19 protein-coding genes are annotated in these 19,771 nt (G+C 59.8%); 6 read left to right on the top strand and 13 right to left on the bottom strand.

The features are described from left to right. Position 1: 1 nt before the first annotated feature. From QK293_RS13800 to QK293_RS13790, 3 genes are all read right to left on the bottom strand, one after another. Positions 2-1,321 carry an MFS transporter gene (locus tag QK293_RS13800; protein WP_282377809.1) on the bottom strand — a complete coding sequence of 440 codons (1,320 nt, stop codon included), beginning with the start codon at positions 1,319-1,321 and terminating at the stop codon, positions 2-4. 84 nt (positions 1,322-1,405) lie between these two features. Beyond that, a complete protein-coding gene (gene aldA / locus QK293_RS13795; protein WP_282377808.1) occupies positions 1,406-2,830 on the bottom strand; it encodes an aldehyde dehydrogenase in 1,425 nt (474 codons plus the stop codon). Positions 2,831-2,983: 153 nt separating this feature from the next. After that, the gene (locus QK293_RS13790) at positions 2,984-3,916 is read right to left on the bottom strand and encodes a LysR substrate-binding domain-containing protein (protein ID WP_282377807.1); all 933 of its coding nucleotides are present in this window, start codon (positions 3,914-3,916) and stop codon (positions 2,984-2,986) included. 184 nt (positions 3,917-4,100) lie between these two features. Here QK293_RS13790 and QK293_RS13785 point away from each other — a divergent pair, with 184 nt between their 5' ends. Continuing rightward, complete coding sequence (locus QK293_RS13785) at positions 4,101-5,279, top strand: hypothetical protein (RefSeq protein ID WP_282377806.1); 1,179 nt, start codon at positions 4,101-4,103, stop codon at positions 5,277-5,279. 211 nt (positions 5,280-5,490) lie between these two features. Beyond that, positions 5,491-6,366 carry a LysR substrate-binding domain-containing protein gene (locus QK293_RS13780; protein ID WP_282377805.1) on the top strand — a complete coding sequence of 292 codons (876 nt, stop codon included), beginning with the start codon at positions 5,491-5,493 and terminating at the stop codon, positions 6,364-6,366. Positions 6,367-6,487: 121 nt separating this feature from the next. Here the strand turns inward: QK293_RS13780 and QK293_RS13775 are convergent, their stop codons facing one another. The 7 genes from QK293_RS13775 to QK293_RS13745 all read right to left on the bottom strand — a co-directional run bounded on the left by QK293_RS13775 (position 6,488) and on the right by QK293_RS13745 (position 12,945). Continuing rightward, entirely contained in the window at positions 6,488-7,852 is a 1,365-nt protein-coding gene (locus tag QK293_RS13775; RefSeq protein ID WP_282377804.1) for an MFS transporter, read from the bottom strand. Positions 7,853-7,953: 101 nt separating this feature from the next. Continuing rightward, a complete protein-coding gene (locus tag QK293_RS13770; protein ID WP_282377803.1) occupies positions 7,954-9,387 on the bottom strand; it encodes an NAD-dependent succinate-semialdehyde dehydrogenase in 1,434 nt (477 codons plus the stop codon). Beyond that, entirely contained in the window at positions 9,384-10,418 is a 1,035-nt protein-coding gene (locus QK293_RS13765) for an aldo/keto reductase (protein ID WP_282377802.1), read from the bottom strand. The genes QK293_RS13770 and QK293_RS13765 overlap by 4 nt, the downstream gene beginning before the upstream one ends. Before the next feature lie 10 nt (positions 10,419-10,428). Continuing rightward, positions 10,429-10,941: a formaldehyde-activating enzyme gene (gene fae, locus QK293_RS13760; RefSeq protein ID WP_282377801.1), complete on the bottom strand. Its 513-nt coding sequence runs from the start codon at positions 10,939-10,941 to the stop codon at positions 10,429-10,431. Positions 10,942-11,189: 248 nt separating this feature from the next. Then, positions 11,190-11,471, bottom strand: coding sequence for a pentapeptide MXKDX repeat protein (locus tag QK293_RS13755; RefSeq protein ID WP_282377800.1), 282 nt, complete (start codon positions 11,469-11,471; stop codon positions 11,190-11,192). A 71-nt stretch (positions 11,472-11,542) separates the two neighbouring features. Next, positions 11,543-12,328 carry a molybdopterin-dependent oxidoreductase gene (locus tag QK293_RS13750; protein ID WP_282377799.1) on the bottom strand — a complete coding sequence of 262 codons (786 nt, stop codon included), beginning with the start codon at positions 12,326-12,328 and terminating at the stop codon, positions 11,543-11,545. Next, positions 12,325-12,945: a cytochrome b/b6 domain-containing protein gene (locus tag QK293_RS13745; protein WP_282377798.1), complete on the bottom strand. Its 621-nt coding sequence runs from the start codon at positions 12,943-12,945 to the stop codon at positions 12,325-12,327. Before QK293_RS13745 ends, QK293_RS13750 begins: the two co-directional genes overlap by 4 nt. Positions 12,946-13,114: 169 nt before the next feature. On the opposite strand from QK293_RS13745, the gene QK293_RS13740 reads away from it, so the two are divergent. Continuing rightward, a complete protein-coding gene (locus tag QK293_RS13740) occupies positions 13,115-14,056 on the top strand; it encodes a class I SAM-dependent methyltransferase (protein ID WP_282377797.1) in 942 nt (313 codons plus the stop codon). Here the strand turns inward: QK293_RS13740 and QK293_RS13735 are convergent. Then, entirely contained in the window at positions 14,040-14,816 is a 777-nt protein-coding gene (locus QK293_RS13735) for a helix-turn-helix transcriptional regulator (protein ID WP_282377796.1), read from the bottom strand. The genes QK293_RS13740 and QK293_RS13735 overlap by 17 nt on opposite strands. 111 nt (positions 14,817-14,927) lie before the next feature. Here QK293_RS13735 and QK293_RS13730 point away from each other — a divergent pair, with 111 nt between their 5' ends. Together QK293_RS13730 and QK293_RS13725 are read left to right on the top strand one after the other, a co-directional pair. Beyond that, positions 14,928-16,031: a polyamine ABC transporter substrate-binding protein gene (locus QK293_RS13730; protein WP_282377795.1), complete on the top strand. Its 1,104-nt coding sequence runs from the start codon at positions 14,928-14,930 to the stop codon at positions 16,029-16,031. A gap of 218 nt (positions 16,032-16,249) precedes the next feature. Then, complete coding sequence (locus tag QK293_RS13725; protein ID WP_282377794.1) at positions 16,250-17,371, top strand: P1 family peptidase; 1,122 nt, start codon at positions 16,250-16,252, stop codon at positions 17,369-17,371. Here QK293_RS13725 and QK293_RS13720 read toward each other — a convergent pair. After that, positions 17,328-17,978: an NAD(P)H-dependent oxidoreductase gene (locus QK293_RS13720; protein WP_282377793.1), complete on the bottom strand. Its 651-nt coding sequence runs from the start codon at positions 17,976-17,978 to the stop codon at positions 17,328-17,330. The two genes, QK293_RS13725 and QK293_RS13720, sit on opposite strands and share 44 nt — an antisense overlap. A gap of 86 nt (positions 17,979-18,064) precedes the next feature. Between QK293_RS13720 and QK293_RS13715 the strand changes: the two genes are divergently transcribed. Further along, entirely contained in the window at positions 18,065-18,733 is a 669-nt protein-coding gene (locus tag QK293_RS13715; RefSeq protein ID WP_282377792.1) for a TetR/AcrR family transcriptional regulator, read from the top strand. A gap of 265 nt (positions 18,734-18,998) precedes the next feature. Here the strand turns inward: QK293_RS13715 and QK293_RS13710 are convergent, their stop codons facing one another. Then, entirely contained in the window at positions 18,999-19,721 is a 723-nt protein-coding gene (locus QK293_RS13710) for a GNAT family N-acetyltransferase (RefSeq protein WP_282377791.1), read from the bottom strand. Between the last annotated feature and the right edge of the window lie 50 nt (positions 19,722-19,771).

Below are 19,771 nucleotides of genomic sequence, written 5' to 3'. Positions count from 1 at the left end.
CTCAGGCACCTGTCTGCTTCATAGATTTACGATTGATACGCGCGCGCAAGATCAGGGCCGCGAGGGTCCCGAGCAGGCCGACGAAGGCGATGTAGCCGAAATACAGCTTGTAACCAAAGGCACCGGGGAAATGTTCGGTGAGGTAGCCGTTGATCAAGGGAATGAAAGCATCCGGCAGGTACCCGACTACCGAGACAATGCCGATGGCCAGGCCGGTGATGCGCAGCGGAATATTGCAGGTGTCGAGGATCGCCCAGTACAAGCCGCGAATGGCGTAGGTCATCAAACCGATGAAAATCACCGTGCCAATCAGCAGGCCCATGCTGTTGAGTGCAGGGAACACGATCAGGCCGACCATCGCCAATGTCGCCAAAAACAGCGCCACGATCAGCACCGAAATGTTCGAGAACTTGTCACCCAGCCAGCCACCGCCGATACCGCCGATCGGGCGCATCCACAATTTGATGGTGGTGATGGTCCCGGCCATGACCGCCGTCATGCCGCCGCCTTGCAGGTAATCGGAGAAGCTGTAGGTGGCCCAGAAGATGTGATAGCCGCAGAACACGATGGCCGTTACCAGCCACAGCTCAGGAATTTTCACCAACGTAGTCAGGTCGCTGAGCAAGCTGTATTTGCCCTTCTCCACCGCCGCCGTGTCTTCCATCGACTTCGGGTCTTTGATCAGCACCAGCACGCAGCCGATGGCGATACAGGTGAAGGCATACAGGTAGACCACGTGCTTGAAGCCTTCGGCGGCCGACTCGCCACGGGTTTCGGTGGCGAAGGCGAAAAGACCGAGAGCAACCGTCGCCAGCAGGGCTTCCACCAGGCCGCGACCGCCGTCGAGGATGCCGAAAAACCGGCCCTGTTCAGTGTGATGGGCAATCATCTTCACCCGCTTGAGCACCGAAGCCCAGAACGTCAGGCCAGTGGTCAGCCCCCAGCAACCGAAGATGATCATCAAACCGGTCATCGACGGCGCCGTGGAATACCAAAGCCCCAGGGCTCCGGTGGCGACCAGCGAGAAGAAAATCAGGAACCGTGGCGCAATCCGGTCCGCCAGCCAGCCGCTCGGCAAGTAGCTGAGCAGGAAAATCGTCCCCAGCATCGAGTACAGATAACCCAGCTCGCTGTGGTTGATCTGGAACACTTCGAGCATGGTGGTCTGGTAGACCTGACGCAGGTACAGGATCGGGTAGATCGCCCCGGCGGCCAGCACCAATAACATCAACTGGACATAGCGACTTCCCTTGTCACTGTGGCTTTTTGCACCCGCGTTCGAACCCTGAACAGCGGCAACAGTGGTTGCAGGCTTGGACATCTGTGGGACCTCGGGCAGCCCGGTGGTCCGGGTGCCCCAAATAATTGTTTTTATGGGTGTGGCGTGAGGCGCGTTGCGGGTGGATCAATACTTCATGACGACCAGACGGGTCTGGGTAAATTCGAGCATGCCGTGCTTGCCGTCATCGCCGCCCAGACCGGAACGTTTCCAGCCGGCGTGAAAGCCCTGATACGGGTCGGCCGGGGTGCGATTGACGTACAACTCGCCGGCCTCGATGGCGTTGGCGACTTTCATGGTGGTGCGGTAATTCTCGGTGTACAGCACCGACGACAGACCGAACTGATGATCGTTGGCCATGGCCAGCGCTTCGTCGATATCGCGGTACTTGAGCACCGGCAGTACCGGACCGAAGATTTCTTCCTGGATGATTTCCATGTCCTGGCGGCAGTTGCTGAGCAGCGTCGGTGGGTAAAAATGACCGTTGCCTTGCGGGATAAAACCGCCTGTTTCCAGTACAGCACCGTCGGCGACGGCGCGCTCGACCATGGCGTGGATGTTCTGCTGCGAACTGACGTTGACCAACGGGCCCATCAGGCTGTCGTCGGTGGCGCGGTCGCCGAATTTCACTGCGCTGATCTTGGCTTTAAGCAGCGCGAGGAATTGCTCGTAGACGCTTTCCTGCACATAGACCCGCTCCACCGCCGTGCACAACTGGCCGCAATGGGTGGTCTTGGAGGCCACGATTGCGCTGGCGGCGGCTTCAAGGTCGGCGTCAGCTTCAATGATCGCCGGGGTTTTACCGCCCAGCTCCAGCGATGGCTTGGCGATGTTGGCCTTGCAATAGTCGAGCACGATGCGCCCGGCGTTGACGCTGCCGGTCAGGGTGATCAAACCGACGGCCTTGTGGGTGCAAACCGCTGCGGCCGTGGCGTGGTCCATGGTCAGGATATTCACGACACCCGCCGGCAAACCGGATTGCTGCACAGCCTTGGCGATTTCAAATGCCGAGGTCGGGGTGTTGTTGCTCGGGCGCACCACCACGGTGTTGCCGGCAATCAGCGCCGGGGCGATTTTGCGCAGCAAGGTGTAGACCGGATAGTTGAATGGAATCAGGCAGGCGACCACGCCAATCGGCTCGCGGTGCAGGAAGAGGTTTTCGTTCGGGGTGTCGCTTGGAATGATCTCGCCTTCGATCCGGCGCGCCCACTCGGCATGGTAACGGGTGATCTGCGCGGCGTAACGGGCTTCGTTGCTGGCGTCGCTTGCGCTCTTGCCGGATTCGGCGGCCAGCGCTGCACCGATATTTTCGGCGCAGGCTTCAAGGGCGTCGGCGAATGAGCGCAGGTGTTCGGCGCGTTCGATGCTTGTCAGATTGCCCCAGACCTTCTGGGCAGCAGCGGCGGCATCGACAGCTGCGGCTGCTTCAGCGGTGGTGGCCGCTGAAACCTGGCCGACCAAGGCTTCGGTCGCCGGGTTGTAGACTGCAATCAGCGCATCGCTGGCTGGCTCAATGAAGTGACCGTTTACAAAGTTTCGCTCGAGTCGCATGTGCATCGCCCATCGTTGTTTTTATCCAGTTCCCCCAGTCTTGGCATCCTGGGCGGGTTGAACAAACGATTTATTGAGCGGGGGAACATTCGAAAAAGGCAGGTTACCCGCGAACGACATCAAATTCCCTGTCCCACATGGGTTTGGGGAGGATTAGCTGGCGGCGGTGGAGGGTTCGAGCTGGCGTTGTGCCAACCAGATTTCCTCCTGCAACCACTGGCTGAACACCTGCAATTGCGGCATCAACGTCTGCTCCGGCCGGGTCACCAGCCAGTAGGATTGATGCCCTTCCACGTGCACGTTCAGCACCTGGGTCAACTGCCCGCTGGCCAGCTCCGGGGCGACCATGTGCCAGTCGGCAATGGTGATGCCCAAACCGTCGGTGGCCGCGCGGATCGCCAGGTCCAACAGGTCGAATTCATAACCGCCCTGGGTGTCGACGCCGCTGATTTTCGCCGCGTCGAGCCAGTGCTTCCAGGTCAGGTAGCGCTGGTCTTCCCGGGCCAGCACATGCAGCAGGGTCAGGCAATTGAGGTCAATGCCGCCCTCGCTCCATTCCCGGGCATACAACGACGGCGCACACACCGCGATATGCCGCTCCTGGATCAGCAGCGAGCTGTCCAGCCCATCCCATTCGCCATCGCCAAAACGGATCGCACAGTCCAGGGTACTGGTTTGCGCCAGGCTGTCCTGCAAGCGAGTGGTGATGCTCAGTTCCAGCTCCGGGTGCTTCTCCCGCAGCCGTCCGAGGCGCGGCATCAACCAGCGACTGGTGAAGGTTGGCGGCGCGTTGATGTGCAGGCGATTGGAATGGGTCTTCTGCTGAATGCTGCGCACCGTCAGTTCGATCTTGTCGAAGGACTGATGCAATGCCCGCAGCAGAATCCGACCGGCGCTGGTCAGCTCGAGGTGGTGGTGTCGGCGCTCCAGCAGCGTTTCTTCGAGCTGTTCTTCCAGCTGACGCACCTGCCGGCTGACGGCGCTTTGCGTCACGTTCAGCAACTCGGCGGCACGGGTGAAGCTGCCCGTGCTACCAGCGACTTCAAAGGCTTTCAGCGCGTTGAGGCCGGGCATTTTTCGTTTCATGGAGGGCTCTCGGGATGAGTGACAAGACGCAAAGCATCCCACGCTCGCTGTGCATTGTCCTACAGGATTTTCTCAGTAACATGCATCTGGCGAAGGTTTACTCGCATTTTTTATCGTTTGTTCATCACCTCGCTCATAGCAAGACTTGCCGGCATCTCTAATAAAAAAAACCGAGAGCCACCCGATGCGCTTCCCTGCTTCTCTGCGCCTTAGTCCGTCGTACCTCGCTCTGCTCTGCACCTTCGCAGCACCGGCCATGGCGGTGCAGGTCACCGACAACCTCGACCTTGGCGGCGCCATTCGGGCGCGTTGGGACTATGACCCGGACCGCGACATCCAGAAGTTTGGCCTGGACACGGTGTTCCTCAGCGCCAAGTACAACTCCGACACCTGGATCGGTGAGGCCCAGTACCGTTTCTACGGACGCTCCTACCCTTACCAGTACACCAAGAACTACGGCGATATCCAATTCGCCAAGTTCGCGTGGGCCGGCTACAAGTTCAACCCCGACCAGCAAGTGCAGGTCGGCCTGAACACGGTGCCGTTCGGTTTGCAGCCGTACTTCGGCAGCACCTTTTACGAAACCCTGGGCAACGTCATCGGCCTGGAAGATGTGCAACAGGTCGGCGCCAAGTACATCCAGCAAAGTGGCGACTGGAATATCCAGGCCGGCTACTACTTGCGCCCGGCGTGGCAAGGCAAAGGCACCAGCAAAGGCGTCACTTACTCAAGCGTAGTGTCCGGGGCCGACAGCTACATTGGCGATGGCAGCGACAACCAGGAACGCAACACCGTGGTGCTGCGGGTGGCCAAGGCCCTGGACCTGGGGCCGTGGAAGTCCGAAATCGGGATCTCCGGCCTGACCTCGACCCTGGAGAACAAGGACACCGACAACGACGGCCGCCGCAACGCCGTGGCCGTGCACTACCTCGGCAAAAACGGCCCGTGGGGCGTGCAACTGCAAGCGGCGCGGCAACAAATGTCGCCGCGCAACGCCGGCACCGATGAAGTGGTCACCCTCGGCGGTTACGACGGCACTTACAACGTCGCCAGTCGCGGCAATTTGTACGTGGCAGACCTGAGCTACGACGTCGGCGGCAAGTACCTGTTCGACCAGATCAGCGGCGTGAAGCTGTACGCCAACTACAGCGCCTTCGACAAATCCGCCGATGAGTTCAAGACGTCGCAGCGGTTGATCCTGGGCACCTCGTTTTCCTTCAGCAAACTGTGGATCGCGACTGAGTGGTTGTATGGCAAGAATGATCCGTACATCGGTGGCAGCAGCTATACACAGAGTCTGGGGGCTGGGGGTAGTAACCAGTGGGAGAATCAGTTGTACATGAACATTGGGTATTACTTCTGATCCAGTTTATTTGGCGTCTTTGAGGGCGCCTTCGCGGGCAAGCCTTGCTCCTACAGGTATGCGGTGGAGGCGCCACCGCCAATCCGTAGGAGAACAACACTTGCATCAGCCCATCACAGAGGAGTCAGATACGCCCTACAGAACATTCACCAAAAACAATAAACCTGCCCACGTTTCCCGGCGTCGGCGTCAGGTCCGGAGTCACCCTTTCATGCGTCAACTGCCCTCGCTCAACATGCTGCGCGTCTTTGAAGAAGTTGCGCGGCATCGCAGTTTCAGCCAGGCGGCCCTGGGGTTAAACGTCACCCAAGGCGCGGTCAGCCGTCAGATCAAGCAGCTCGAAGATTATCTCGGTGTGGCGCTGTTCATCCGCACGCCGCAGGGCCTGTCGCTGACCGAAACCGGTCTCGCCCTCTCCCCGCAACTGAGCGATGCCTTCGACCACGTCGAACGCGCACTGCAAGCGGTGCGCGTACCCAACCTGCGCCAACGCCTGCGCATCGTCGCGCCACCGACCTGGGCCACGCGTTGGTTATCGGCGCAGTTGCGCGCGTTCTGCCAACGCTACCCTGACATAAGCCTGAGCGTGACCAACCAAACCGGCCACGACAACCTTGCGGAAATCGACTGCCACATTCGTTTCGGCCTCGAAGCGGCCAGCCACTGCAGCAGTCAGTTGCTGGTGATGGAACGGCACATGGCGGTGGCCAGTCCGGAGTTGTTTATCAATGGCCAACCGCCGGATCTGCGCCAGTTTCCATTGCTGCACATCCTGCACGACGGCAAGCGTTTGAAGGTGTGGGAGAACTGGTTGGCGGCGATGGGCCGTGAGGATATCGATGCCGGTCAAGGGCTGGAATTCAGCACCCTGGATCAGGTGATTCACACGGCGTTGGCCGGTGGCGGATTGGCGGTGATTGATCGGCAGATGATCGAAAAGGAACTGGCGAATGGCAGCCTGTTGCCGATCACCCCGGTTGAGGTGGTGGGGCCCTATGGTTATTGGCTGGATGTGGCGAATGACAAACAGGGACTGTCGAAGGTGCGGTTGTTTACGGATTGGTTGGGGTTGGTCAGTAATTCATAGAACACCAACGTACCCTGTGGGAGCGGGCTTGCCCGCGATCGCGGTCTTTCATTCACATTGATGTTGAATGTGCCGACGCCATTGCGGGCAAGCCCGCTCCCACAGGGATTCTTGGCGAACTTTAGATCGGTGCAGCGACTTTTACCGCAGTCGGCGCACTCCCCTCCACCGGACTCTGCGCCTTGCACGCCTGGCTCAACGTCAGCGATTTAGTCTCCGGTGCCCAAGCCCAGGAAATGATCGCGCCCAACGCCAGAATCGCCGCCAGTATGCCCATGGTCGGGCTCAAGCCAATCCCCGCCACGCTCACCGGCAACAGGAAGGTGCTGACCGCCGAACCCAAGCGACTCACCGCCGTGGCCAGACCAATCCCGCTGGCCCGCACTTCAGTCGGAAAGCTCTCCGCCGGGAACACGCCCACCAGGTTACTCACGGCTGAAAGCACCAGCGTGAACAGTCCAAACACCAACACCATTAAAAACGCCGCACTGCCCGGCAGCACAGCCAGCAGGAACAACGCCACTGCGAGAATGATGAACGAGTTGATCAAAAAACCCCGGCGAGAGAATTTGATCGTGCACCAGATCCCGATCAATGCGCCGAGGATCAGCAGCATGTTCAACATCAACTCGGTGCCAAAGCCCTCCGCCAAGCCCATCTTCTGCAGAATCGACGGCAGGAAGGTGTAGATCGCAAAGTACGGCATGACGATGCAAACGAAGAACAGGCAATTGAACGCTGTGCGCTTGCGGTATTCACGGCTGAACAGCACCGCGTAGCCGGAGCGGGTTTCGGTGGACTGTGTTTCGTCGAGTTCGACGTTGTCACCCAAGTGTTTCTTCACGATAGCCCGAGCCTCGCTAATCCGGCCCTGATTCACCAGCCAGCGCGGCGACTCCGGCGTGCCGATACGGGCGATCAGAATCAATGCCGCCGGAATCGCCGACGAGGCCAGCATCCAGCGCCAGGCATCGTCTCCGAGACTGAGCATGGCGGTGCCGACGAAGGTCGCGGCGACGTAACCGAACGTCCAGATCACACTGAACGAACCGAGCAGCACACCGCGATGTTTCTTCGGCGAAAACTCGGCCAGCATGGCGTGGCCGACGCTGAAGTCCCCCCCCAACCCGATGCCGATCAGCACCCGACAGAAAAACAGACCCATGGCCGTTTCAGCGTAGAACTGCATCACCGAAGCAATGGTGATCAACACGAAGCTGACCAGGAAGATTTTCTGCCGACCGACTTTGTCGGAAATCCAGCCAAAAAACAGACTGCCGAGAAACAAACCGATCAGCGCCGAAGCCCCAATCAATCCCTGCCAGAACGCATCCAGCTGCATCTGCGGACTCAGAAGCGTAAACGCGATACCGATCAGACCGAGAATGTAGCCATCGGTGAAATGCGCGCCAAACGTCAGGCCGGCGATTTTGATGTGGAAGCGCCCGATGGGCAGGTCGTCGATTTTTATCGATTGAACGGACATGTTCGTCTCCAGTTGTTGTTATTGAAGGAGAAATGAAACTGAAAGCTTTTGTTCCTGTGGGAGCGAGCAGGCTCGCTCCCACAGGGGGGGTGTTGGCGCCGTTACAGGCCGCCCATCAACAGGTATTTGATTTCCAGGTAGTCATCCAGACCGTACCTCGAACCCTCGCGTCCGAGGCCCGATTCCTTGATGCCACCGAATGGCGCCACCTCTGTGGAAATGATCCCTTCGTTGATCCCGACCATGCCGGCTTCCAGGCCATCGGCCATGCGCCAGACCCGGCCGATGTCGCGGCTATAGAAGTAAGCCGACAAACCGTACGGCGTGTCGTTGGCCCGTTGCAGCACCTCAGCCTCGTCCTTGAAGCGGAAGCACGCAGCCACCGGACCGAACGTTTCGTCCTGAGCGATCAGCATGTCGCTGTTGGCTTCGGTGAGGATGGTCGGCTCATAAAAAGTGCCGCCCAGTGCGTGACGGCTACCGCCGCATAGCAACTTGGCGCCTTTCTCCAGCGCATCGCCCACATGCAGCTCGACCTTGGCCAGCGCCGCTGCGTTGATCAGCGGACCTTGCTCGGTTTCACCCTCCAGCGCGCTACCCACCCGCATCGCCGCAACGGCTTGCGCGAGTTTTCCGGTGAAGGCTTCATAGACGCCATCCTGAATGAAGAAGCGGTTCACGCAGACGCAGGTTTGCCCGGTGTTGCGGAATTTCGAGGCCATTGCGCCTTTCACGGCAGCCTCCAGATCAGCATCGTCGAAGACAATGAACGGCGCGTTGCCGCCCAGTTCCAGCGAGACTTTTTTCAATGTGTCGGCGGCCTGACGCATCAGCAATTTGCCAGTGCGGGTGGAACCGGTGAACGAAAGTTTGCGCACGATGCTGGAGGCTTGCAGTGCACCACCGATGGCCACGGCGTCGCCGGAAACGATGTTGAACACACCGGCCGGAATGCCTGCCTGTTCAGCCAATACCGCCAAGGCGAAAGCCGACAAAGGCGTCTCTTCCGACGGCTTGAGAATCATCGTGCAACCTGCCGCCAGTGCCGGGCCAACCTTGCGGGTGACCATGGCCAGCGGGAAGTTCCACGGGGTAATCGCAGCGACTACACCGATGGCTTCCTTGACCACGATGATCCGCGCATCGGCCTTGTGGCTTGGAATCACGTCGCCGTAAGCGCGTTTGGCTTCTTCAGCGAACCACTCCAGAAAGCTCGCGGCATAGACCACTTCACCCATGGCTTCGGCCAGCGGTTTGCCTTGTTCGCGGCTGAGCAGGGTCGCCAGATCCTTTTGATTGCTCAGCATCAATTCGCTCCAGCGCTTGAGCTTCTGGCTGCGGTCCTTGGCGGTCAACTTGCGCCAGGCCGGCAAAGCGCGGTTGGCGGCGTCGATGGCTCGGTTGGTTTCTTCAGAGCCGGCCTTTTGTACGTCGGTAATCAACTCGCCATTGGCCGGATTGAAAACCGAGTAGGTCGAACCACCGCTGAACCATTGGCCGTCGATGAAGTTGCCGTTGCGGATCAGCGCGCTCATGCCACAGCCTCAGTCAGGTTGAAGCGCTCCAGACCCGGACGGGCCGAACGCAAGATACGTTTGCCGGCGGTGTAATCGTTGATCACGTCGCACGGGGTGTAATTGCGTTCCAGTTCATACCGCTCATCTGCGTCGAGTTTGGTCTCCAGCGCTGCCAAGGCACTGTCGAACTGCTCTGTGGTGTCGGCGCCCACGAGCATGCAATCCACGCCCGGATGATTGGCGACCCAGGCCTGCGCGATCTGTGCGTTGGACACGCCGCGAGCACGGGCCACACGCTGCACCGAATGGGCGATTTCGAACGAAGCTTCGTCGCTGTACATCTGCTGAGTGAAAAAGTCGGTCTGGTTGCGAGTGGATTGCACATCACTGGTCAACAACCCGCGAGCCAACGGGCTGAACACCGACACGCCCAAACCCTGATCACGGCAGAACGGGATCATCTCGCGTTCTTCTTCGCGGTAGGCGCAGTTCAGTTGCAGCTGCATGTTGATCGGTTTGACCCAGCCATTGCGCTCGCAGGCCATGAGAATTTTCGCCAGTTGCCCGGTGAGCATGGTCGAGACGCCGATGTATCGCGCCTTGCCGGAACGCACGATGTCGTTCATGGCGCTCATGGTTTCTTCGACCGGGGTATTCACGTCGAAGTAATGCAGCATGAACACATCGACGTAATCCATGTTCAGACGCTTCAGCGACGCATCGATGCCGTCCATGATGTGCTTGCGCGAATGACCGCTGGCGTTGATCCCGGTGCGAGTGCCGTAACCGACCTTGGTGGTGATCACCAGGTCTTCGCGACAGGCCAGGCGCTTGACGATGCGGCCCACCACTTCCTCGCCGACACCGGCGGAGTAGAAGTCCGCGAGGTCGATGAAATTCACACCGTTGTCCAGCGCATGCGCGACGATTGGCTCGCTTTTCTTCTCATCGAAGATCCACGGTTTCCAGTCCGGGGTGCCCATGTTCATGGTGCCCAGGCACAGGCGAGAGACTTGCAGGCCGGAGTGACCCAAACGAATGTATTGCATGGCGCGGACCTCAGGCTTTTGGGGTGTAGAAAGGGTTGCTGATGTGATTGACCACATCCGCCAGTTGCGCCGTTTCCGGCTGGCCGGTCAGCGCCGCACGAATCGCCGTGCGGCAGGCGTTGTAGTTATTCAGGTAGACCGCATCCAGGTCGTCGCAGGCCGGGTTGACCCAGTTCGCGGTCACGATGGCCCACTCGTCTTCGGCTTCCGGCGGCAAGGTGCCGTCCAGCAGCGCTTCAAGCACAGCCTTGGCGATCCCGGCCTGCGACGCGCCCCACGTGGCGTTGCCGTGCAGGTCACTGCTGATGGGGGTTTTGTTGACGTAAAGGGTCATCGGCTTGACCGGAATGTTCGGCTGGGCGATCACCATGAACGGGCAATGCCCTTGGCTTGGCGATGCCAGGCTATTGGCAAACGCCTGCCCTGCCGGGCCGTTGCGCGGACCGATCAGAATGTTGATGTGCGCGGCATTCACGCCAGGGCCTTCGAAGCCTTCACCGATGTACAGGTCGAGTTCTTTCATGAGTCATTACTCTTCAGGGATTTAGGTTGATCAGAAGTGCACGCGAACCGTGGAGGTCGCGTGACAAATGTCGGGGTTCGAAGAGCGCGGGGCGTGGCAGTGAGGATTAGTCATGGGTGCAAACGCTCTTTTTTGTTGTTGATGAGCTGTGTTTGCGATTTTTTAACACTGGGGGTTTGCGGGGCTGTAACCATTAAAAGTCATGAGGGCATGACTTCAAGTCATACCCCCATTTGACGGTGTTCGGATCAGTACGACGGAGCGTCTTTTTTCATGGTGTCCTTGGACATCGCGTCCTTCTTCACTCCGTCCTTGGACAGGGTGTCGTTCTTCATCGTGTCCTTGCTCATGGAATCCTTGGGCATGGCGTCCTTTTTCATCGTGTCTTTCTGCATGGCGTCTTTAGACATTGAATCCTTGCTCATGCTGTCGTTGCTCATGCCGTTATGGGTTGTTGCATCGGCGGCAAACACGCTGGCAGCGCCAAATGCCAGGCACATGGACAGTACGGTGGTCGCTAACTTTTTCATGATGAAACTCCTTGAAGCACAGGTTGCGGCTGAGCGCAGCGAGCGCTGCGCGGTGAAGTACCCAGGCACCGTCAGCTGCCACCGAACCAGTTGTAGCCCTGGTCTTCCCAGTAGCCACCCGGATAGGTGTTGGTGACGAACATCGCCTGAATGTGTTTGGGATTCTTGTAGCCCAGCTTGGTGGGCATGCGCAGCTTCATCGGGAAGCCATACTGGCGAGGCAGCACCGCGCCGTCATAGGTCAGCGTCAACAAGGTTTGCGAATGCAGTGCAGTGGCCATGTCGATGCTGGTGTAGTAGTCGTCCGCGCATTTGAAGCCGATATATTTGGCATCCGTGTCGGCACCGACCCGCGTCAGGAAGTCGCTGAACCGTACGCCGCCCCAACGCCCGATCGCGCTCCAGCCTTCGACGCAAATGTGCCGGGTAATCTGTTCGGTCTGCGCCATGGCTCGCAGCTCTTCGAGCCGCCAACTGCGCTTGTCCGCGACCAGCCCGGTCACTTCCAGTCGATAATCGGTTTCCTCGACGACAGGTGCCTCGTCAATGCCGTAAAAGGCATTGAAGGGAAACGGCCGGGTGATCATCGACTCGGGATAGGTCGGCGCCAGTGTATTGGGGTTGAACAACCAGCCCTGCACCCGGTCGTTGAATCGGGACATGGAGGACAACGCGGTTTCGACGCTTTTGTTGTCGGTGAGGTTGCAACCGGACAACATGGCCACGCCGCCGAGGGTCAGGCCGCGCATCAGGAACGAGCGTCGTGAGCGGTCTTCGATCTGTGGTGCAAGGATCTTTCTGGCGTCTGTCAGGATGGACGACTCGTCCAGCCCTGAGCCTTCGATGCGCTTTTTCATACGGGCTCCTTGCGACCGACAATCATCGCCCACAACGTTTTTGGAACCAGCGCGACCATCACCAGATGAACCGCGACAAAGGCCACCAACAGCGACATCGTGATGAAGTGCACGTGCCGTGCGCCTTCGTAACCGCCCAGCAGTTCACGCAACAGCGGAAACTGGACGGACTGCCACAACACCAGCCCGGAAATCACCAGCAGTGTGATGTCGACCATCACGAACAGGTACGCCACCCGTTGCACCTGGTTGTAATGACTCAGATCGGCATGCCCCAACCGCCCTCGCAACCCCGCCCACAGGTCATGCAGGACACCGTTCGGCGAAACCGGGAAAAAGCGCCGCTTCAGACGACCACTGACGAGGTTGATGATCAGGTAGACAAGACCGTTGACGGCCAGAAGCCACATCGCCGCGAAATGCCATTGCAACGCCCCGCCGAGCCAGCCACCCAAGGTGATCGTTTTGGGGAAACTGAAGTCGTACAGCGGGGAAGCGTTATAGATTCGCCAACCGCTGGTGACCATGACCAGCACCGCCAGGGCGTTCAGCCAATGGGTCAGCCGTAGCCAGCGGGGATGGGTGCTGACCGTGGGTGAAGCAGGTAACGGCGACATGATGGGCTCCCGGCGGTTGATCGTTGGAGCCGATTATGTGAGCCGATAGATCGCTAAATCCTCACGTAAAGTTAAATTAAACGTGATAACTACCCCCCAATAACCTGTGGGAGCGAGTTTGCTCAATTGTGTTTAAAATGCCGCCCCTTCTCATTGCCGACGCTGCCCGATGAACTCAGACGCCCTCTCCACCCTCCACGACCATTTACTGACGGCCCTGGCAGCGGCCCCCGCCGAAACCCGTCGGCTGTTCCACGGCCGTGGCCGGTGCTGGCCGGGGCTGGAGCAACTGACCGTCGATTGGCTGCAGGGTGTGGTGCTGGTGTCGCTGTTCAAGGAACCCGAAGCATTGCAACTGGACGCGTTGAAACAGAAGCTGATGGACGTCACGCAATCGCCTGCGTGGACGCAATCCGGCGCGCACACGCTGTTGCTGCAACATCGCTACCTGCTGCAAAGCACGACCGAGTGGCTGTTGGGGGACGCGATCGACGAGATGACGATCACCGAGGGCGGTCTGCATTACCGGGTGGACCTGGGCCGCAAACAGAACACCGGCCTGTTCCTCGACATGCGTTACGGCCGCGACTGGGTGCGGGCCAACACCCAGGGCAAGCGCGTGCTGAACCTGTTCGCCTACACCTGCGGATTCTCAGTGGCGGCCATCGAGGGTGGTGCAACACACGTGGTCAATCTGGACATGTCGAGCCCCGCCCTGAGCCGTGGCCGCGACAATCACCGGCTCAACGGCCACGACTTGAGCAAGGTGACTTTCCTCGGTCATGACCTGTTCAAATCCTGGGGCAAGGTGATCGGCAAGGGCCCTTACGACCTGGTGATCATCGACCCGCCGTCCTTTCAGAAAGGCAGTTTTCTGCTGACCAAGGACTACCAGCGTGTGCTGCGTCGGCTGCCGGAATTGCTCAGCCTCCAGGGCACGGTTCTGGCGTGCATGAACGATCCGGCGTTCGGTCCGGAGTTCCTCATCGACGGCGTCACCCGCGAAGCACCGAGCCTGCGTTTCGAGCAACGGCTGGACAATCCGCCGGAGTTTGCGGACGCCGATGTTGAATGCGGGTTGAAGGCGTTGGTGTTCAGGCTGGAGGATTGAGCACCAACGCAAACAACTCACCATGCCCATTCACATTGAGCTTGTGATAGAGGTTGCGCCGGTGCACCTTCACCGTCTCCGGGGAAATGCCCATCTGTTGGGCGATGGCCTTGCTTGAGAAGCCCTGGAGAATCAGTCGCGCCGTTTCGATTTCCCGCACCGACAGGCGCGCGTCGAAGCGATCCAGCAAGGTCGCCAGATCCCCGGCCACCGCTTCGGCGGCTGGACCTTCCGGCGGCATCAATTGCAGGTGACGGCGCATCGCCGCCAGCACCCAATCACGCACGCAGAGCAGGCGGCCCTGCTCTTCAGGGCTGAACCGCGTCGAGCGGCCGAGGGACAAACCGAGCACGGCGCCATCGACGTTGACCATGAACTGCAACTCGTCACCGCCCACCACGGTACGGAAGTAGCTCAGGTAGTACTCGCTCTGCTGGAACTGGTCAGGAGCGACCGAATCGAGGCTGTGCAAGCCGTCGGCAATGCCGGCGCAGGCGGCCTGATAAAACGGATCGAGCAGGTACATGCCGGCGCTGTAATCCGCCAGTTCTTCATGCTCGTCCGCGCCACCTTTAGCGTCGAAATCAATCAGCAGACGCGGCACCCGCCCGGCCCGCATCACCGCGACCAACGCATTATCCAGCGGCACCAGCAGGCGCAGTGTGTCGACCAGCGCACGCCAGAACCCGTCCTGCCCCACGGCACCAAATACCCGCGCCAGCCCTTGGTGCACCGGTAATTCTTTCAACAACGCGTCCACGCACTACCCCTTTCGAGTAACCCATGATGGGAATGGGTGAGTCCACTCCCGGCCGATACGCTGCAGGCACCTGATCATCACCGGCCTGCAGCAGGCCAGGAGTGCCGCATCATGAGTCGTCACCGCGCGTATATCAATCTTGGACTGGGCGCCTGTTTGTCAGTCTCGCTATCGGCGGTTGCCGCCGAGGGCGCGACGGTTCACGTGTACAACTGGTATGACTACATTGGTCCCACGACCCTGCAGGATTTCAAGCGTGACACTGGAATTTCGCCGGTCTACGACACCTTCGACAGCGCCGAAGTCCTGGAGGGCAAATTGCTCACCAGCCGCAGTGGATACGACGTGGTGGTGGCCAGTAATTTCAGTCTGCCGACCCTGATCAAGGCCGGTGCCCTTGCACCGCTGCCGCACGCTCAGATGCCTGATTTCAAAAACATGGACGCTGATCTGTTGGCGAAGCTGGCCAACAATGATCCGGGCAACCAGTACGCCGTGCCGTATCTGTGGGGCACCAACGGCATCGGCTACAACATCGACAAGGTCCGCGCTGCGCTGGGCGACAAGGCGCCGGTGGACTCTTGGGACCTGGTGTTCAACGAAGAGAACCTGGCCAGGCTCGGCCAGTGCGGCGTGGCCATGCTCGACTCGCCGGCCGAGATGTTGCCGGTCGCCCTGCACTACCTCGGTCTGCCACCTAACAGTACCAACCCCGAGGACTACAAGAAGGCCGAAGCGCTTCTGCTCAAGCTGCGTCCGCACATTGCCTACTTCAACTCGTCCAAGTTCATCAGCGACCTGGCCAACGGCAACATCTGCGTGGCGGTGGGTTGGTCCGGCGCGATGCTGGAAGCCAAGACCAATGCCGAACAGGTGAACAACGGCGTGAAGATCGCCTACAGCTTGCCAAAGGAAGGCGCTCCGGTGTGGTTCGACACGCTGGTGTTGCTCAAGGACGCGCCGCATCCGGAACAGGGCCTGGCTTTCATCGACTATCTGATGCGCCCCGAAGTCATCGCCCCCATCAGCGATCACCTCTCCTACCCCAATGGCAACCGCAGCGCGACACCCCTGATGGCCGAAGCCACCCGCAACAACCCGGCCGTGTATCCGTCGGCCGAAGCCATGGCCACGTTATTCACCCTTCAGCCTCTGCCGCCCGCCACCGAGCGCGTGCGCACGCGGATCTGGAGCAAAGTGAAGAACGGTCAATAAACCTAAGCCATAGCGAAATCTGTAGCAGCTGCCGAGCTTTGCGAGGCTGCGTTCGGCTCGGGCCGCGTTCGGACGAAGCAGTCGTAAATCCTGAAATTTCGGTCCACCTGAAACACCGCAATCCCCGAATTCACGACTGCTTCGCAGCCGAACGCAGGCTTCGCCAGCTGCTACAGGGATTGCGTTAGCCAATAACTATTTTGAATAAGAGAGAAACGATGAAACCACGTGCCCGCGACCTGAACATCCACTTCGGCCAACTGCAACCCGGCCCGCTCAACGCCATTACCGATGTGCCCGGCGTCCGGGTCGGCCACAGCAATGTGCGAGGACGCACCGCAAACGGCCGCGACATCTTGACCGGCGTCACCGTGATCGAGCCGCGTGCCGGTTCCACCAACCAGCAACCGTGCTTTGCCGGCGTCCATGTGCTCAACGGCAACGGTGATGCCACGGGGCTTGAATGGATTCGCGAGGCAGGCCTGTTAACCAGTCCGGTCGCCTTCACCAACACCCACAGCCTGGGTGTGGTGCGCGATGCGCTGGTGACGCTGGATCGCCAGAACCAGCCCGATGACGGGCGCCTCTACTGGAACATGCCCGTGGTGCTGGAGACCTTCGACGGTCTGCTCAACGACATCAACGGTTTCCACGTGAAGCCGGAACATGTCGCCGAAGCCCTGCGCACGGCGGTGGATGGCCCAGTCAGTGAAGGCGCCGTCGGCGGCGGCAGCGGCATGATCTGTCACGAATTCAAGGGCGGGATCGGCACTGCTTCGCGACGTCTGAACAGTGCTCAGGGCGGCTGGACCGTCGGCGCTATCGTCCAGGCCAACCACGGCATCCGCAACGAATTGCGCGTCGACGGTTACCCGGTCGGGCGCTACATGGAAAAGGCCGACTCGCCGTTCCTCAAGGCGTCCTTGCCGCATCCTGGCATGGGTTCGATCGTCGTTTGCCTGGCCACCGATGCGCCGTTGCTGCCACACCAGTGCACGCGCCTCGCGCAGCGCGCCAGCCTCGGCCTCGCCCGCACCGGCGGCGGCAATGAAGACCACAGCGGTGACATCTTCATCGCTTTCGCCACCGGCAACCAACACGTGCCACCCGCCGCTTATGAAGGCAAAGGCGCACCGACCTGCGACAACCTGAGCATGGTCAACAACGACCACATCAGCGAGTTGTTCCTGGCCGCCACCGAAGCGGTGGAGGAAGCGATCATCAACGCCTTGCTGGCCTCCGATACTGCCGAAGGCAATGGCCATGCGGTGCCGGGACTGGATGCCGGAACGCTGCTCAACGCGTTGCGTCTGGCCGGTTGGCCAGGCGAACAGGTCTAGCAGAGTTGATGGGGCTGGATGCCGCAAAAAGCTCGCACCCCAAGGCCCGTGCGGCAGCCAAATGAACCGCCGGATCCTGAATTTCCGATTCGAGCAGCCGTTCGGACGTCACCACCTGCGCACCGCAATAATCGAAAATTCCATGGTCAATCTGCGTCTTCATGGCCTCGGCATAACCGTGCCGGGCGTAGGTTGCAGCGTCGGCACCGCCCACGCCGATCAGGTGAACCCGCAGATGACCAAGCTTCTTCTCCAGCTTGGCATCTGCACCGAAATCGAACGCCCAGCCGTTGGCAAACACCCGATCAATCCAGCCCTTGAGCAGCGCCGGCATCGACCACCAGTAGACGGGATAAACCAGCACCAGCGCATCGGCGCGGTCTATCCGCGCTTGCTCGGCAACCACATCAGCAGGGGGCGGCGCCTCCCGGTGATGCACTGCCAGATCAGCGGCGCTGAACCTCGGGTCGAACCCTTCGGCCGAGAGATCGGCGATTTCAATGGTATGACCGGGATCGTCCAGGGTGATGCCCTGAGCGACTTGCGCAGCCAGGCTTTGCGTCAACGAACGAGGATCGTGATGAGCTACAACGATAAGCGCGTGCATGCTGGAAACTCCTGATTGAGAGCACAAGGCGGAATTTATATACTCTTGGTAAGTTATGATCATTAAATTACTTTTGGTACATAGTCATGTCAACCACCGAAACAGACGTGCAAGATTCCACCCCGCCACCGCGACGACGAATGTCCCGGGGGGACCGCCAACGCCAGTTGCTGGACGTTGCCTGGCAACTCGTTCGGGAAGAAGGCACGGACGCGCTGACATTGGGTCGGCTCGCCGAGCAAGCCGGGGTGACCAAACCGGTGGTTTACGATCACTTCACCACGCGATCCGGGTTGTTGGCGGCGCTCTACCAGGACTTCGATGCCCGACAGACTGCACTGATGGATGCTGCGCTTCAGGACAACGAACCGACTTTGCCCGGCACCGCCAGGGTGATCGCTTCGTCGTACGTCGACTGCGTGCTGCTTCAGGGCAACGAAATCCCCGGCGTCATCGCGGCATTGGCCAGCTCCCCGGAACTGGAGAAGATCAAGCGCGAGTACGAAGCGATTTTCCTCAACAAGTGCCGGACCGCCCTCGCCCCTTTTGCTGGCTCGGGTGATATCAAGGCAGCGGGATTGCGGGCGATGCTCGGTGCGGCGGAAGCCTTGTCCCACGCCGCGGCAAATGGAGAAGTCACTGCCGTGCAGGCACAGGACGAATTGTTTGAAACCATCGTGGGGATGGTTGAAAGGAGTGCGCGTGGAGACGCTGGAGAGATCGCCGGGGTGACGCCTGAAACAGCATGCGACTAGCGGTACTTGAGTGCGAACCCCCATCTTTCTAAGATGATTTTACGCAGCCGCTTGTTTGCTCAAGCCGTTGCGTAAGTGGTGGGTGAAATGAACCCCTACCAAGCTCACCACTTGTTTCATGCGCATCTTGAGCCTCGAGGGCTCTACTTCCTCCCCATCAAAGAGCTTTGAGGCTCTTTTTTTATCTGCATGAATTCCAGACACCAGAAAGCCCTTGGCGCGTTGTCCGCACCAAGGGCTTTTTTTGCATTGCGTCGAAGGTGACTTAGACCAACCGCAGTCGAGGGGAATGGGCTGGCACGGCACCTTCACCCAGTCGCTCGCGGACACACTCATTCGCCTTGCGCGTCATCTGGTCCAGATGCCGGTCACGCTGCTTTTCCGCATCGAGCATCGCCCGTTTGCCGTGTTTTTGCAGCAGATAGGTATGAATCTGCCGCACCTCCAACGAGCTGTAGATCGACGCCACGTCCAGCAGGGCCATCAAGCCGTCGGTGCCATGGTCACGGGTGTTCATCAGCACCTGAGTACCGCGCACGCCCACTAGCTGAAAGCCCATTGCCTCAAAATACGGAACCTTGGTCACAGCGCATGTCAGTTCAGCATGAGGGTAACGGGCAACCATTTCCTGCAGCATCTTTCGGGCGACACCCTGACGCCGATGGCTGGCCTGCACCGCCATATAAGCCACGCCGCACGCATCGGGATCGTCCTTGACCGGCAGGTACAACAGAAAGCCGACAACCTTCTCGGGGTCGTCTTCGTCGGTCGCGACGAGCAACTCCACGGCAATCCCTTTCGCCCCGTTCAACGCCTCCAGATAGAGGTGAACCTCGTAGCCGATCGCGTACTGGTACACGTTGTACAACAGGTTGCTCGGCGCGATAGCGATCATGCTGATGTCGGTCAGGTAATCGACCACCATCTGCAGGATCTGGCTATTGATGTGCTCGGGGCACGGGGTTTTGAAATGGGTGATCTGGGGCATTCGTGGCTCTGACTCTGGGGCGGACGTGAAGAATGTGTTCGCGGGCGTGC

This window comes from Pseudomonas sp. AL03, assembly GCF_029960815.1.
In the GTDB taxonomy this organism is placed as follows: Bacteria; Pseudomonadota; Gammaproteobacteria; order Pseudomonadales; family Pseudomonadaceae; genus Aquipseudomonas.
Note: the sequence above shows the minus strand (reverse complement) of the source record. Positions and strands in the feature narration are given on the sequence as shown.

Bases quoted from the DNA above. Each gene is read 5' to 3' on its own strand.
- QK293_RS13800 (WP_282377809.1), bottom strand. From the start codon at position 1,321: ATGTCCAAGCCTGCAACCACTGTTGCCGCTGTTCAGGGTTCGAACGCG.
- aldA (WP_282377808.1), bottom strand. From the start codon at position 2,830: ATGCGACTCGAGCGAAACTTTGTAAACGGTCACTTCATTGAGCCAGCC.
- QK293_RS13790 (WP_282377807.1), bottom strand. From the start codon at position 3,916: ATGAAACGAAAAATGCCCGGCCTCAACGCGCTGAAAGCCTTTGAAGTC.
- QK293_RS13785 (WP_282377806.1), top strand. From the start codon at position 4,101: ATGCGCTTCCCTGCTTCTCTGCGCCTTAGTCCGTCGTACCTCGCTCTG.
- QK293_RS13780 (WP_282377805.1), top strand. From the start codon at position 5,491: ATGCGTCAACTGCCCTCGCTCAACATGCTGCGCGTCTTTGAAGAAGTT.
- QK293_RS13775 (WP_282377804.1), bottom strand. From the start codon at position 7,852: ATGTCCGTTCAATCGATAAAAATCGACGACCTGCCCATCGGGCGCTTC.
- QK293_RS13770 (WP_282377803.1), bottom strand. From the start codon at position 9,387: ATGAGCGCGCTGATCCGCAACGGCAACTTCATCGACGGCCAATGGTTC.
- QK293_RS13765 (WP_282377802.1), bottom strand. From the start codon at position 10,418: ATGCAATACATTCGTTTGGGTCACTCCGGCCTGCAAGTCTCTCGCCTG.
- fae (WP_282377801.1), bottom strand. From the start codon at position 10,941: ATGAAAGAACTCGACCTGTACATCGGTGAAGGCTTCGAAGGCCCTGGC.
- QK293_RS13755 (WP_282377800.1), bottom strand. From the start codon at position 11,471: ATGAAAAAGTTAGCGACCACCGTACTGTCCATGTGCCTGGCATTTGGC.
- QK293_RS13750 (WP_282377799.1), bottom strand. From the start codon at position 12,328: ATGAAAAAGCGCATCGAAGGCTCAGGGCTGGACGAGTCGTCCATCCTG.
- QK293_RS13745 (WP_282377798.1), bottom strand. From the start codon at position 12,945: ATGTCGCCGTTACCTGCTTCACCCACGGTCAGCACCCATCCCCGCTGG.
- QK293_RS13740 (WP_282377797.1), top strand. From the start codon at position 13,115: ATGAACTCAGACGCCCTCTCCACCCTCCACGACCATTTACTGACGGCC.
- QK293_RS13730 (WP_282377795.1), top strand. From the start codon at position 14,928: ATGAGTCGTCACCGCGCGTATATCAATCTTGGACTGGGCGCCTGTTTG.
- QK293_RS13725 (WP_282377794.1), top strand. From the start codon at position 16,250: ATGAAACCACGTGCCCGCGACCTGAACATCCACTTCGGCCAACTGCAA.
- QK293_RS13720 (WP_282377793.1), bottom strand. From the start codon at position 17,978: ATGCACGCGCTTATCGTTGTAGCTCATCACGATCCTCGTTCGTTGACG.
- QK293_RS13715 (WP_282377792.1), top strand. From the start codon at position 18,065: ATGTCAACCACCGAAACAGACGTGCAAGATTCCACCCCGCCACCGCGA.
- QK293_RS13710 (WP_282377791.1), bottom strand. From the start codon at position 19,721: ATGCCCCAGATCACCCATTTCAAAACCCCGTGCCCCGAGCACATCAAT.